This window comes from Methylobacterium sp. D53M, assembly GCF_053345625.1.
The window spans coordinates 1-13,491 of record NZ_JBKFAL010000005.1 but is presented as its reverse complement, the minus strand read 5'-3'; the positions used below and the strand labels follow the sequence as shown (position 1 = coordinate 13,491).

16 protein-coding genes are annotated in these 13,491 nt (G+C 72.2%); 2 read left to right on the top strand and 14 right to left on the bottom strand.

Annotation, left to right across the window (positions count from 1 at the left end; translation table 11 throughout):
• Window positions 1–62: 62 nt before the first annotated feature.
• Window positions 63–701 carry a TetR/AcrR family transcriptional regulator gene (locus ACLBYG_RS10820; RefSeq protein ID WP_026604898.1) on the top strand — a complete coding sequence of 213 codons (639 nt, stop codon included), beginning with the start codon at window positions 63–65 and terminating at the stop codon, window positions 699–701.
• 113 nt (window positions 702–814) lie between these two features.
• Here the strand turns inward: ACLBYG_RS10820 and dxr are convergent, their stop codons facing one another.
• From dxr to ACLBYG_RS10790, 6 genes are all read right to left on the bottom strand, one after another.
• Complete coding sequence (gene dxr / locus ACLBYG_RS10815; RefSeq protein WP_091680444.1) at window positions 815–1,993, bottom strand: 1-deoxy-D-xylulose-5-phosphate reductoisomerase; 1,179 nt, start codon at window positions 1,991–1,993, stop codon at window positions 815–817.
• A 19-nt stretch (window positions 1,994–2,012) separates the two neighbouring features.
• Window positions 2,013–2,870, bottom strand: coding sequence for a phosphatidate cytidylyltransferase (locus ACLBYG_RS10810; protein ID WP_447681455.1), 858 nt, complete (start codon window positions 2,868–2,870; stop codon window positions 2,013–2,015).
• Window positions 2,871–2,889: 19 nt separating this feature from the next.
• The gene (gene frr / locus ACLBYG_RS10805; protein WP_020092978.1) at window positions 2,890–3,453 is read right to left on the bottom strand and encodes a ribosome recycling factor; all 564 of its coding nucleotides are present in this window, start codon (window positions 3,451–3,453) and stop codon (window positions 2,890–2,892) included.
• A gap of 113 nt (window positions 3,454–3,566) precedes the next feature.
• The gene (gene pyrH / locus ACLBYG_RS10800; RefSeq protein WP_026604897.1) at window positions 3,567–4,289 is read right to left on the bottom strand and encodes a UMP kinase; all 723 of its coding nucleotides are present in this window, start codon (window positions 4,287–4,289) and stop codon (window positions 3,567–3,569) included.
• 464 nt (window positions 4,290–4,753) lie between these two features.
• Window positions 4,754–5,680: a translation elongation factor Ts gene (gene tsf / locus ACLBYG_RS10795; protein ID WP_042676079.1), complete on the bottom strand. Its 927-nt coding sequence runs from the start codon at window positions 5,678–5,680 to the stop codon at window positions 4,754–4,756.
• A 118-nt stretch (window positions 5,681–5,798) separates the two neighbouring features.
• A complete protein-coding gene (locus ACLBYG_RS10790; RefSeq protein ID WP_020092974.1) occupies window positions 5,799–6,866 on the bottom strand; it encodes a 30S ribosomal protein S2 in 1,068 nt (355 codons plus the stop codon).
• Window positions 6,867–7,105: 239 nt separating this feature from the next.
• Between ACLBYG_RS10790 and ACLBYG_RS10785 the strand changes: the two genes are divergently transcribed.
• The gene (locus ACLBYG_RS10785) at window positions 7,106–7,363 is read left to right on the top strand and encodes a hypothetical protein (protein WP_447681454.1); all 258 of its coding nucleotides are present in this window, start codon (window positions 7,106–7,108) and stop codon (window positions 7,361–7,363) included.
• A gap of 17 nt (window positions 7,364–7,380) precedes the next feature.
• Here the strand turns inward: ACLBYG_RS10785 and ACLBYG_RS10780 are convergent, their stop codons facing one another.
• The 8 genes from ACLBYG_RS10780 to ACLBYG_RS10745 all read right to left on the bottom strand — a co-directional run.
• Window positions 7,381–8,121 (bottom strand): pseudouridine synthase, encoded by a 741-nt coding sequence (locus ACLBYG_RS10780; RefSeq protein ID WP_447681453.1) that lies wholly within the window; start codon window positions 8,119–8,121, stop codon window positions 7,381–7,383.
• 13 nt (window positions 8,122–8,134) lie between these two features.
• Entirely contained in the window at window positions 8,135–9,040 is a 906-nt protein-coding gene (locus ACLBYG_RS10775) for a class I SAM-dependent methyltransferase (RefSeq protein WP_091680439.1), read from the bottom strand.
• Window positions 9,041–9,188: 148 nt separating this feature from the next.
• The gene (gene era / locus ACLBYG_RS10770; protein ID WP_447681452.1) at window positions 9,189–10,187 is read right to left on the bottom strand and encodes a GTPase Era; all 999 of its coding nucleotides are present in this window, start codon (window positions 10,185–10,187) and stop codon (window positions 9,189–9,191) included.
• Complete coding sequence (rnc, locus tag ACLBYG_RS10765; RefSeq protein ID WP_081636475.1) at window positions 10,184–10,963, bottom strand: ribonuclease III; 780 nt, start codon at window positions 10,961–10,963, stop codon at window positions 10,184–10,186. Before rnc ends, era begins: the two co-directional genes overlap by 4 nt.
• Window positions 10,960–11,775: a signal peptidase I gene (lepB, locus tag ACLBYG_RS10760; protein WP_012320396.1), complete on the bottom strand. Its 816-nt coding sequence runs from the start codon at window positions 11,773–11,775 to the stop codon at window positions 10,960–10,962. The genes rnc and lepB overlap by 4 nt, the downstream gene beginning before the upstream one ends.
• 158 nt (window positions 11,776–11,933) lie before the next feature.
• Window positions 11,934–12,344, bottom strand: a complete 411-nt coding sequence (acpS, locus tag ACLBYG_RS10755) for a holo-ACP synthase (protein ID WP_440761787.1) — start codon at window positions 12,342–12,344, stop codon at window positions 11,934–11,936.
• On the bottom strand, window positions 12,341–13,090 hold the full coding sequence (locus tag ACLBYG_RS10750; RefSeq protein WP_447681578.1) for a pyridoxine 5'-phosphate synthase: 750 nt from the start codon (window positions 13,088–13,090) through the stop codon (window positions 12,341–12,343). Before ACLBYG_RS10750 ends, acpS begins: the two co-directional genes overlap by 4 nt.
• 158 nt (window positions 13,091–13,248) lie before the next feature.
• On the bottom strand, window positions 13,249–13,491 hold a 243-nt coding region (locus ACLBYG_RS10745; RefSeq protein ID WP_447681451.1), incomplete at its 5' end, for a transketolase C-terminal domain-containing protein.

Genomic DNA, 13,491 nt, shown 5'->3' with positions numbered 1-13,491 from the left:
GCAGGTTATTTTGACCGAACGGTTCGGTCAAGCGTGACGGTGTCACGGTGCGGAGCGGGATCATGGCTCAGGGTGCGGCGTTGGAGCGGGGTCAGGCCCAGCACGAGGGCGACAAGCGGCAGCAGATCCTCGAGGGCGCACGGACGGTGTTCCTGGCGGCGGGGTTCGACGGCGCCAGCATGGGCGAGATCGCGCGGGCGGCCGGGGTCTCGAAGGGCACGCTCTACGTCTACTTCGAGAACAAGGAGGACCTGTTCGAGGCGCTGACCATCCAGGAGAAGGCCAGCCTCGCCGAGGCCCTGTTCACCCTGGACGCGGACGATCCCGACGTGCCGGGCGTCCTGACCCGGCTCGGAAGCAGCTTCCTGACCGAGATGTGCCGGCCGGCGCACGTCTCGCTGGTCCGCATGGTCATCGGCGCGAGCGAGAAGTTTCCGCGCTTCGGGCAGGTCTACTACCAGGCCGGTCCGGCCTGCGGCGTCGAGCGCCTCTCGCGCTACCTCGACGCGCAGGTCCAGGCGGGACGCCTGACGATCGCCGACACCGAGCTCGCGGCCCGGCACTTCCTGCATCTCTGCCAGGCGGGTCTGCTGACCCGCCTGCTGTTCGCGGCGGGCGGCATCGCCGGCGAGGCCGAGATGCGCCATCAGGTCGACGAGGCGGTGCGCGTGTTCCTGGCCGGGTACGGCCCCGCGCGCTGAGGCGCGGCTCAGGCGGGAAGCGTCTCTGCGAGCGCAGCGAAGCAGTCCAGCGGCGCCACGCTCGCAGAATGTTGCGCCGCCCTGGGTTGCTTCGCTGCGCTCGCAATGACGGCTCAGCCGGCGGCGCGCAGCTCCGGCAGGGCCTCGGCGCTCCAGATCCGCACGTGGGCGTCGATGGCGAGCGCCTCGTCGACGTCGGCGGGCGCGGCCCGGTACTGGCCGGCGAAGTGGGTGCAGGCGCGCTCGACCAGATCGCTGATCCCGTAGAAGCCGATCCGGCCGGCGATGAAGGCCGCCACCGCGATCTCGTTGGCGGCGTTCATCACGGTGGGCGCCGCGCCGCCGGCGGCCAGGGCCGCGCGGGCGATCCGCAGGCACGGGAAACGCGCCTCGTCCGCGGCCTCGAAGGTCAGCGAGCCGAGCTTCACGAGGTCGAGGGGCCGGCCCCGCTCGATCGTCAGCCGGTCGCCGAGGCCGAGGCAGTGCGAGATCGGCACGCGCATGTCGGGCAGCGCCAGCTCGGCGGTCACGGCGCCGTCGAGCCAGTAGACCATGCCGTGGATCACCGATTGCGGGTGCACCACGACATCCAGGCGCTCGGGCTCGATGCCGAACAGGTGGTGCGCCTCGATCAGCTCGAGCCCCTTGTTCATCAGGCTCGCCGAATCGATGTTGATCTTCATGCCCATCGACCAGGTCGGATGGGCGGCGGCCTCGGCCGCGGAAGCGGCGGCGATCCGCTCGCGGGTCCAGGTCCGGAACGGGCCGCCCGAGGCCGTGATCATCATGGTGCGGACGTCGGCGAGCGGCCGGCCGGCCAGCGCCTGGCTCAGCGCGTCGTGCTCGGAATCCATCGGCAGGATCGTGGCGCCGTAGCGGGCGGCGTCGCGCATGAAGGCGTCGCCGGCGCAGACGAGGCTCTCCTTGTTGGCGAGCGCGACCTTGCGGCCGAGCCGGAGGGCGGCGTGGGTCGATTTCAGCCCGGCCGCCCCGCTCACGGCGGCGACGACGATGTCGGCGTCGCGGGCGGCGGCCTCCATGACGGCCGCCTCCCCCGCCCCGCTCGGGATGCCGGAGCCCGACAGGGCCTCGGCCAGCGCCGGGCCGGCGGCCTCGTCGGCGAGCGCCGCGAAGGAGGCGTTGAGCTCGCGGGCGACCTTGGCCAGGGCGACGGGATCCTTGCCGCCGACCAGGGCCCCGACGCGGAACCGGTCGGCGTGCTGCGCCAGGAGGTCGGCGGTGGAGCGGCCGATCGAGCCGGTGGCGCCGAAGACGGTGACGACCTGGGTCACGGGTTCAACTCCCTCATCGTCACGGGATCAGACCGCCGCCGCGCAGGGCGAGATAGACGGCCGCCAGCACGGCCACCGCGAAGAATCCGTCGAGCCGGTCCATGACGCCGCCATGGCCGGGGATGATCTTGCCCGAATCCTTGACGCCGTAATGGCGCTTCAGGCCGGACTCGATCAGGTCGCCGGCCTGGCTCAGGACCGAGGCGAGCGCGCTCACGCCCGCCACGACCGGGAGAGAGGCGGCGCTGGGCAGGGTCATGCCGGCGAGGTCGGCGACCACCGGCACCAGCGTCCCGGCCGCGACCGCGCCGGCGAGGCCGCCGAGTGCGCCCGACCACGTCTTGTTGGGCGAGACCCGGGGCATCAGCTTGGGGCCGCCGATCTTCCGGCCGGCGAAGTAGGCGGCGATGTCGGTGGACCAGACCACCGCGAACATCCAGGCCGGCCCGACGAGGCCGATGGCGGGGTCGTCGCGCAGGGCCACCGGCACCGCCGCGATCGCCGCCGCGCCGAGCACGCCGAGGAAGGCGCGGAGCCGGCCCCGTCCGGTCCGCGCCACCGTGGCGCAGGCCGCGGCGCCGAGCAGCAGGACCGCGAGGCAGGCCGGCGTCGGGGCGCCGCCGCGCTGGCAGAGCAGCAGGGCGCCGAGCGTCGCCGCGCCCAGCGCGATCAGCACCTCGCGGGGCTCGGTGCGGCTCATCACCATCCACTCGGCGAAGCCGACGATGCCGGCGGCGAGCCAGATCCCCGCGAAGGGCCAGCCGCCATAGACCAGAGCGGCCAGCACGCCGGCGCCGAGCACGAGGCCCGAGGCGACGCGCAGCCACAGCTCGCGCCGTCCCGAGGGACGCGCGGCCGGTGCGGCGGCGGAGGTCACGCGCGTCCTGCCCTTCGCCTCAGACCTGCATGATCTCCTTCTCCTTGGACGCCAGCACGCCGTCGATCTCGGCGATGTACTGGTCGGTCGCCTTCTGCACGTCGGTGGCCTGACGCTTCTCGTCATCCTCCGAGATGGCGCTGTCCTTCAGGAGCTTCTTGAGATGGTCGAGCCCGTCCCGGCGCACGTGGCGCACGGCGACGCGGGCCTCCTCGGTGTACTTGTGGGCGACCTTGACCATCTCCTTGCGGCGCTGCTCGTTCATCTCGGGGATGCGGAGCCGGATGGTCTGCCCCTCGGTCTGCGGGTTGAGGCCGAGGTCGGATTCGCGGATCGCCTTCTCGACGGCCGTGACCATGCTGCGGTCCCAGACCGAGATCGACAGGAGCCGCGGCTCCGGCACGCTGACGGTGGCGACCTGGGCCATCGGCATCATCGAGCCGTAGGCGTCGACCTGGATCGGGTCGAGGAGCGACGGCGTGGCGCGCCCGGTGCGCAGCGAGCCGAGATCCTTCGAGAGCGAGGACACAGCGCCCTGCATGCGGCGCTTGATGTCGTTGAGATCGAATTCCGGTGTGGCCATGAGGGTCGTCCCGAGACGTCTGACGTGGTCTTGAGCCCGGCGCGGGCAGTCGCGGCCTCAATGGACGAATTTTTTCAGGGCCGCAAACGGTCGCGGCCCGGTCGTGCCGCGCGTCAGGGCGCCACGAGGGTCGAGGGCGCGTCGCCCGACAGGATCGCGGCGATCGAGCTCGGCGGGTGGAGCGAGCCGACCACGATCGACAGGCGGCTCTCCCGGGCCAGCGCGAAGGCGGCGGTGTCCATCACCTTCAGGTCGCGGGCGATCGCCTCGTCGTGGGTGATGCGGTCGTAGCGCGTGGCACTCGGATCCTTCTTCGGATCCGCCGAGTAGACGCCGTCCACCTGCGTCGCCTTGAGGACCGCGTCGCAGCGCAGCTCGGCGGCCCGCAGCACCGCGGCGGTGTCGGTGGTGAAGAACGGGTTGCCGGTGCCGCCGGCGAGGACGACGACCTGGCCCTTGTCCAGGTGGTGCAGGGCCGGCTGGCGGGCGTAGGTCTCGCAGATGGTCGGCATCGACACCGCCGACATGGTCCGCGCCTGCACGCCCGCGGCGTTGAGCGCCGTCTCGATCGCCAGCGAGTTCATCACCGTGGCCATCATGCCGAGCGAATCCCCGGTCGCCCGGTCGATCCAGCCGGCCGCGGAGATCCGCGCGCCGCGGATCATGTTGCCGCCGCCCACCACGATGGCGATCTCGGCGCCCGACTCGATCGTGCGGGCGATGTCCTCGGCGAGCGCCGCCAGCGTCGGCGGATGCAACCAGTAGCCGTCGGGAGCGGCGAGCGCCTCCCCCGACAGCTTCACGAGGATACGGCGAAACGGCGTCGTCTCCGGCATCTGGGCCCCCGGCTCCATCCCGCATCGCGTGAGCGGGGAGGCTTCTACGTCAACCGCCCGAGCGCCGTCGAGGGGCCCGGCCCGGATCCGGCGGGGATCGTGGGCCGAAATGCTACCGACGCGCGAGCGACGTGCGAGAGACGTGCGCCCGGGGAGGACGTCCGCGCCGCCGCCGCGGTCCGGGTCCGGAGCGCCGGCGCCCGTTCTCAGCTGCCGGCGAGGACGCCGACGGCGCCGAGGACGGTCATGGCGAGGCCGGAGGCGAACACGCCGATCATGAGGTAGGAGAAGGGCTTCAGAGGCATGCCGCGAACTTAGCGCGGCGCCGCATAGCGGGGTGTGCGGCGCAACACGACCCGGCGTGGATTGATCCGGTGACCTCGAAAACGGGAAACCCCGCCCGGCGCGTGCCGGGCGGGGCTGATCTCACGACGGCCCGGCAGGCCGGGCGCTCGCGGTCGGTGTCAGGCGCGGCCGGCCTGCTGGGCGACCTCGGTGGCGAAGTCCGGGCCCTCTTCCTTCTCGATGCCGTCGCCCAGCGCGTAGCGGACGAAGCCCGTGAGGGTCACGGGGCCGCCGACCTTGGAGCCGGCCTCCTTGAGGACCTGGCTCACCGTCTTGGAGCCGTCGTGCACGAAGGGCTGCTCCAGGAGGGTGACCTCCTTGTAGTAGCTCTTCAGGCCGCTCTCGACGATCTTGGCCATCACGTGGTCCGGCTTGCCGGCGTTCTTCTCGCGCAGGATGTTCGACTCGCGCTCCACCGTGGCGGCGTCGACGCCCGAGGCGTCCAGCGCCACCGGGTTGGTCGCCGCGATGTGCATGGCGATCTGGCGGCCCAGCGCCGAGAGCGCGTCGACGTCGCCCTCGGACTCGAGCGCCACGAGCACGCCGATCTTGCCGAGGCCCTCGGAGATCTGGTTGTGCACGTAGGAGGCGATGACGCCCTTCTTGACCTCGAGCTTGGTCACCCGGCGCAGGTTCATGTTCTCGCCGATGGTGGCGATCAGGGCCTGCAGCTTCTCCGAGACGGTCTCGGTGGCGCCCGGGAAATGGGCGGCCTGGAGGCCCTCGAGCGTGCCGTCGGTGTTGAGCGCGATCTTGGCGGCCTCGCGGGCGAAGGCCTGGAAGGCGTCGTTGCGGGCGACGAAGTCGGTCTCGGAGTTCACCTCGACCACGGCGGCGTGGCGGCCGGCGGACTCGACGGCGACGAGGCCCTCGGCGGCGACGCGGCCGGCCTTCTTGGCGGCCTTGGCGAGGCCCTTCTTGCGCAGCCAGTCGACGGCGGCCTCGATGTCGCCCTGCGTCTCGTTGAGCGCGCCCTTGCAGTCCATCATGCCGGCGCCGGTCTTCTCCCGGAGCTCCTTCACCATCGCGGCGGTGATGTTGGCCATGGCGGTCCCTTTCGTGTGGTCTGGATGCGAGAGGCCCGGCGCGCGGGTGAGCGGCCGGGCCCGGTATGCCTGGATCCGCGACGGCCCGATGACGGTGCCGCCGCGAAGCCCCGATGGATCAGGCCGCGGCGGCGGCCTCGACGAAGCCGCGGGCCTGCGAGACCCACGAGTCGCGGTCGATGCGGCCGTTGAGCTTCAGGTCGGCATCGACCTTGGCGACGTCCTCGGGGGTCATCGCGGCGAGCTGCCAGTAGTGGTAGATGCCGGCGTCGTTGAGCTTCTGCACGATCTGCGGGCCGGCGCCGTTGAGCTTGGTCAGGTCGTCCGGCGCGCCGCGCGGGGCGGCGAGCAGCTCGAAGTGCTCGGTCGACTCGGCGAGCATCGCCACGTCGGCCGGGTCGAGGGCGTCGGACTCGACCGTGACGGCCGCGTCGTCGTTCGCCGGCAGCTCTTCGGCCATCGGCTCCTCGGAGGCGCCGATATCCATGCCCGACGAGCCCTGGGCGCGCGAGATGCCGTCGATGGCGGCCTTGGCGATCAGGTCGCAGTACAGCGCGATCGCGCGGCCGGCGTCGTCGTTGGCCGGGACGATGTAGCTGATGCCGTCCGGGTTGCAGTTGGTGTCGACGATGGCGGCCACCGGGATGCCGAGGCGGTTCGCCTCCTTGATCGCCAGCTGCTCCTTGTTGGTGTCGATCACGAACAGCAGGTCCGGCACGCCGCCCATGTCCTTGATGCCGCCGAGCGCCTTCTCGAGCTTCTCCTTCTCACGGGAGAGCATCAGGCGCTCCTTCTTGGTCAGGCCCGGGCCGCCAGTCTCCAGCGTCTCGGTGACCTTGCGCAGGCGCGAGATCGAGCCCGAGATGGTCTTCCAGTTGGTGAGCATGCCGCCCAGCCAGCGGGAGTTGACGTAGTACTGGGCCGAGCGCTTGGCCGCCTCGGCGATCGTGTCGGCCGCCTGGCGCTTGGTGCCGACGAACAGCACGCGGCCGCCCTTGGCGACGGTGTCGCTAACCGCCTGCAGCGCCTGGTGCAGCGCCGGCACGGTCTGGGCGAGGTCGATGATGTGGATGTTGTTGCGGGTGCCGAAGATGTACGGCTGCATCTTCGGGTTCCAGCGGTGGGACTGGTGACCGAAATGGGCGCCCGCCTCGAGGAGCTGACGCATAGAGAAATCGACGGCCATGGCTCTTGTGCTCTCCGGTTATATCCGCCGCGGAGGGATGCGGTCGGCCGAGAGTTCGGACGACCACCGGAAACGCCTCATTCAGGCATGAGGCCGGCTCCGCGTGTGGGATGGGCGGGCGCTTAGCAGAGGGCGGGTCCGAAGGCAAGAAGCGGAGGGGCGGCGCGGGCCAGCCCTCAATCACAGCCTGCGTTCAGACCGCTTGCAACACGCGGGCTCGCCTCGCGAGAGTTCGAACCATGGCGGCGGTCGCATTCGACACCCTGAAATTCGCCCGGAGCCTCCGGGAGAAGGCCAAGCTCTCCCCGGAACAGGCGGAGGGCTTGGCCGATGCCATGGCGGAAGCGTTGCAGGGCGATCTCGTCACGAAGGCGGATCTCCGCGCCGGGCTGGCGGATACGCGGTCCGAAATCGTGCGCTGGGTGGCGGGCCTGATCGGCTTCCAGACACTCGCTGTGATCGGCGCGGTCGTCGCCCTCGCCCGGGCGCCGCACTGACAGGCGCGCAGCCCGGATCACCCGCCCGCGAACACCGCCGCCACGTCGTCGGCCGTCATCACCCGGTACGCGCCCGCCGGCAGGTCCGCCGGCAGAGCGAGACCGCCGACCCGGTCCCGGTGCAGCGCCGCGACGTGGTTGCCGACGGCGGCGAACATCCGGCGGACCTGGTGGTAGCGGCCCTCCGTCAGCGTCACCGCGCAGTGCGTGGCATCCTCGACGTCGAGCCGCACCGGCAGGAGCGGGCGCTCCTCGCCCTCCAGCACGAGCGTCCCCGCGGCGAACACCTCCGCCTCGCGGCCGGTCAGCGGCCGGTCGAGGGTCACGCGGTAGCGCTTCGCCACCTGGGCCTTCGGGCTGATGATCCGGTGCAGGAGCGCCCCGTCGTCGGTCAGCAGCAGCAGGCCCGACGTCTCCTTGTCGAGGCGCCCGACCGTGGAGAGCGGCGGGTCGCGGCGGCGCCAGCGCTCGGGGAGCAGCCCGTAGACCAGCGGGCCCGCCTCCTTGTGCGAGCAGGTGACGCCCAGCGGCTTGTGCAGCATCAGGCACAGGCCGGGGAGCGGGTCCAGGGCCTCGCCGTCGATCGTGAGGCGCTCCGGCAGGTCCGGCGCGAGGGCGATCCGGTCGCCGGCCTCCGCGAGCTCCGCGCCGTCGAGGCGGATCGCGCCGGCGCGGGCGAGCGCCTGGATCTCGCGGCGCGACCCGTAGCCGAGATTGGCGAGGAGCTTGTCCAGGCGGACGGATCTCGCCGCGCTCATGGAAGCGGCGCGCTCACCGGCGGGCCTCGTAGACCCGGTAGCCGTTCGCCTGGACGGCCACCGCGACGTGCCGGAACGCCTCGCGCAGGCTCGCCTCGTAGGGCAGGTGCGCGTTGGCCACGAGCCACAGCGCCCCCCCGGGGCGCAGGGCCTCGGCGGCCCGCGCGATGAATGCCCGGCCGAGCGCCTGATCCTCGCTCCCGCCCTCGTGGAACGGCGGGTTCGTGACGACGAAATCGAGGTGATCCGGCACGGCGCCGGACGCCCGGATATCCGCCCAGAGAATCGTCGCCCGCGGGTCGGCGACGTTGCGGCGCGCCATCTCGACGGCGCGCCGGTCGATCTCCAGCAGGGTCAGGGCGGTGACGGCCTCGGAGCCCAGGACGGCCCGCGAGAGGATCCCGAGCCCGCAGCCGAAATCGGCGCCGCGACCCTTGAGGGCCGGGAGGTTCGCGAGCAGCAGCGCCGTGCCCGGATCGAGCCGGTCCCACGAGAAGATGCCGGGCTGCGTGCAGAGGGCGAGGTTGTCGACGTGGCGCGGGCCGCCCTCGTCGATCGCCTCGGCGAGGCCGGCCGGCGCCGTCGGCCGCTCCGCCGTGCAGATCCTGTGGTGCCGGCGCGGCTGGTCCGCGGCCGCGCAGCCGAAGGTCGTCAGCTCCTTGGCGAGGCGTGTGCCGCCGCGATCCTTGGGCGCCAGGGCGACCATGCGGCCGCCCGGCCCGAGGGCGCGCAGCACCTGGGCCAGCACGTAGCGCCGCTCGACCGTCCCGGGCGGCGCCAGCACGGTGGCCGAGTCGAGGCTGTTCTCGGACAGATCCTCGAGCCGCGCGGCGCCGGGGATCAACGGGGAGAGCTGGACGGCGTCGCCCGGGACCTCGGCGAGGTCCACCGGCGGCAGGCCGTAGACGGCGTGGCGCATAGACGATTCGGGATTTGGAGTGCCGAAACCGGAACGCGAATCCGCGGCGGAGCGGGGTAAACCCGCGCCCGACTCGATTCATCCGGGGGAACACCGCGTTTATACCGGAACCGGCCGCGAAGCCCAGCCTCCCGCGCGGCCCGGCGCGTCAGCCCCGCGGAAATTCCAGGCCCATCTCGCGGTAGCGGGCCGGGTCGTCGGCCCAGTTCTCCCGCACCTTCACGTGCAGGAACAGGTGAACCTTGGCGTCGGCCGCCTCGGCGATCTCGATCCGGGCCGCCTGCCCGATCGACCGGATGGTCTGGCCGCCCTTGCCGAGCACGATCGAGCGCTGGCTCTCCCGCTCGACGAAGATCGTCTGCTCGATCCGCACCGAGCCGTCGGGCCGGATCTGCCACTGGTCGGTCTCCACCGTGGAGCGGTAGGGCAGCTCCTCGTGCAGCCGGTCGTAGATCTTCTCCCGGGTGATCTCGGCGGCGAGCATGCGCAGGGGCGCGTCCGAGACCTGATCCTCCGGATACAGCCACGGGCCCGCCGGCATGCGGGCGGCCAGCGCCCGGCGCAGGTCGGCGACGCCGTCGCCGTTGAGCGCCGAGATCATGAAGGTCTCGGCGAAGGGCGCGGCGGCGTTGAGCTTGGCGGCGAGATCGAGCAGCCGCTCGCGCGGGATCAGGTCGATCTTGTTGAGGATCAGCAGCTTCTCGCGCCTCACCTCGCCGAGCCGACCGAGCACCGCCTCGACTTCCGCGTCGACGCCCTTGCGCGCGTCGACCAGCAGGCAGACGGCGTCGGCGTCGGCGGCGCCGCTCCAGGCCGAGTGGACCATCGCGCGGTCGAGGCGGCGCTTGGGCGCGAAGATGCCGGGGGTGTCGACCAGCACGACCTGGGCCGAGCCCTCGATGAGGATGCCCCGCACCAGGGCCCGGGTCGTCTGCACCTTGCGGGAGACGATCGAGACCTTGGTGCCGACGAGGTTGTTGAGCAGGGTCGACTTGCCGGCATTCGGCACGCCGATCAGCGCGACGAAGCCGGCCCGGGCGTCGGCGGGCGTGCCGGGAAGGGTGGACGGGTCGCGCGCGGGGTTCCGGGCCGGCGCGATGCCGGGTCCGTCCTGCGCGTCGTGATCGTCCTGCTCGTGCGCGCTCATGCTGTCTCCGTCGGTTCCGCGTCCGCGGAGGCCCCGATTCCCTCCCGCTCCATCAGCGCCCGCGCGGCGGCCTGCTCGGCGATCCGCTTCGACGTGCCGTCGCCGAGACCGGGCTCCAGGCCCTCGACCTGCACGGCGATGCGGAACCGGGGCGCGTGGTCGGGACCGGTGCGCTCCACCACCTCATAGGTGGGGATCGGCAGGCTGCGGCCCATGGCCCATTCCTGCAGGGCGGATTTGGCGTCGCGGCCCCGCGCCGCCGCGGTCGGCTCGCCGGGATGGAAATGCGCCTCGACCACCGCCCGGGCGGCGTCGAACCCGGCATCGAGGTAGATCGCACCCAGGATCGCCTCGCAGACGTCGGCCAGGATCGTCTGGTTGCGCCGGCCGCCGCCCATGACCTCGCCCTGGCCGAGGATCAGGTGCGGGCCGACCTCCCAGGAGGCGGCCACGGCCGCGCAGGTCTCGCGCCGGACCAGGGCGGCCAGGCGCCGCGAGAGGTCGCCCTCGTCGGCCTCCGGGAAGGCGCCGTAGAGACGGTCGGCGACCGCGAGCCCGAGCACGCGGTCGCCGAGGAATTCCAGGCGCTGATAGCTGCCGCCCCGGCCGCTCGCCTTGCTGGTGTGGGTCAGCGCGCGGGTGAGCAGGTCCTGATCGCCGAAGCTGTGGCCGATCCGCTCCTCGAGCGCGGTCAGCGGCGGGCGCGGCTTGTGGGCCCGCCGGGATCGGGCGTTGGCCCGGGGCTGCGCGGCGTCGTCCAAGTCCGGGCCGGTCAATGGATCGTCGTGAACAGGCGCGACCAGCGCACGTGGGCCGGCCAGTTCCAGACCTGCCAGGCCGGCGTACCCTCGTCGATCGAGAAGAAGATCATCTCGGCGCGCCCGACCAGGTTGGCGAACGGCACGTAGCCGACATTGGCGAGATCGCGCGAATCGGTGGAGTTGTCGCGGTTGTCGCCCATCATGAAAAAGTGACCGGGCGGGACCGTGTACAGCTCGGTCTTGTCCCAGAAGCCGTTGTCGCCGTCGCGCTCGATCACCCGGTGGACCACGCCGTTGGGCAGGGTCTCCAGGTACTGGGGCACCTTGGTCGGCTGGCCGTAGGGATCGGTGGTCTCGTAGTCGGCGATCCGCTCGCGCTTGACCGCCTTGCCATTGATGTTGAGCACGCCGTCGATCATCTGGATCTTGTCGCCCGGCAGGCCGATCACGCGCTTGATGTAGTCGGTCGAGTTGTCCTTGGGCAGCTTGAACACCGCGATGTCGCCGCGCTTCGGGTCGGCTCCCCAGATCCGGCCGTCGGCCTGGATCGGAATGTATTCCGAGAGAGGCAGCGAGTACTTGGAATAGCCGTAGGAATATTTCGACACGAACAGGTAGTCACCGATCAGCAGCGTCGGCACCAGCGAGCCCGAAGGGATGTTGAACGGCTGGAACAGGAGCGTCCGCACCACCAGGGCGATCAGCAGCGCCTGGATGCCGACCTTCAGCGTCTCGCGGATGCTGGCCCAGGTGCCGGTCTCGGCAGGTTTCCTGAGCGGCTTGCCGTCGTAATCCACGCGCGCGTTCCGTCTTCGGTTGAGGTGCATCGCCCGCGCTCAGCGGGGCGCGGCCCCGCCGCGCGCGGCCTGATGTGCGGTTGTCCCGAGGAATGCGCCGCAATCGTGTCCGCCGTGTCCGGCGGTCTAGACCATGCGCGAGCCCCCCGCAACGCGCGACCGCCGCTGGCTAATCCGCGACGCCGGCCTCAACCGGCGACAGGGACCGGCAAGGCCTCGATGATCACGAAGGCCTGCGCCATCGGCGGATCGTCCGTGAGGCTCACGTGGAGCCGCGCCGCGTGCCCCGCCGGCAGCAGTTCCGCGAGCCGCTCCGCCGCGCCGCCCGCGAGCCGCAGGGTCGGCTGGCCGGAGGGCAGGTTCACCACCTCCATGTCGCGCCAGAAGACGCCGGCGCTGAGGCCGGTGCCGAGGGCCTTGGCGCAGGCCTCCTTGGCGGCGAAGCGGCGGGCGTAGCCCTCGGCGCGGGCGGCCCGCCGGTCGCAGCGGGCCCGCTCGCCGTCGGTGAAGACCCGGTGGGTGAAGCGCGCGCCGTGCCGCTCCAGGGTCCGGGCGATCCGGCGGATGTCGCAGAGATCCGAGCCGATCCCGACGATCATGGGCGCCGCGCCCGGTCCATGGCGGCCCGCATGTCGCGCACCGCCCGGTCGAGCCCCACGAAGATCGCGTCGGCGATCAGGGAATGGCCGATATTCAGCTCCCGGATCTGCGGCAGCGCCGCCACCGGCCCGACGCTGCCGAGGGTGAGCCCGTGGCCCGCGTGGATCTCGAGGCCGAGGCCGGCCCCGTGCTCCGCCGCGCGCCGGATGCGGGCGAGCTCGCGCGCGGTCCGGGCGTCGTCGTCCTCCAGCGCCGCCTCGCAGTAGCTGCCGGTGTGCAGCTCGACCACGGGCGCCCCGAGGGCGCGGGCGGCGTCCATGACGGCGGGCTCGGGCTCGACGAACAGCGAGACGCGGATGCCGGCCTCCGCGAGGGCGCGGATGCGCGGCGCGAGATGCGCGCGGCCGCCGACGATGTCGAGGCCGCCCTCGGTGGTGCGCTCCTCGCGCTTCTCCGGGACGAGGCAGGCGGCGTGCGGGCGGGTGTCCAGCGCGATCGCCACCATCTCGTCGGTGGCGGCCATCTCGAAGTTGAGCGGCACGGACAGGCCGCGCTTGAGCGCCGCGATGTCGGTGTCGCGGATGTGGCGCCGGTCCTCGCGGAGATGCGCGGTGATCCCGTCGGCGCCCGCCTCGACGGCGAGCAGGGCCGCCCGCACCGGGTCCGGATAGTCGCCGCCGCGGGCGTTGCGGACGGTCGCGACGTGATCGATGTTGACGCCCAGGCGCAGTTTCTCGGAGGTCATCCGCTCGTTCGTCCCCGTGTCGGCGCGGTGCGACAGGCTCACCGGGGGGTCGGAAGGCGCCGCGCGCCCTCACCCCGTGCCGGCGATATGCGGAGGATCGCGCGCGCCGGCAAGACGGTCGGGGTTCGGGGGCGGGCTCCGGCGGCCGGCACGCCCGGTCAGGCGAGCCGCAGGCGCGACCGGCTGTCCTTCCGCTCGGGCAGTGTGTCGAGGGCGGTCTTGACGATGGTCTTGGCGTCGAGGCCCGCCTCAGCGTACATCTTCTCCGGGCTGTCGTGGTCCTGGTAGGCGTCCGGCAGCGTCATCGTCCGCACCCGCACCCCGCCCGCGTCCAGAGCGCCCCGCTCCGCCAGCAGGTGCAGCACCATCGCGCCGAACCCGCCCCGCGAGCCCTCCTCGAC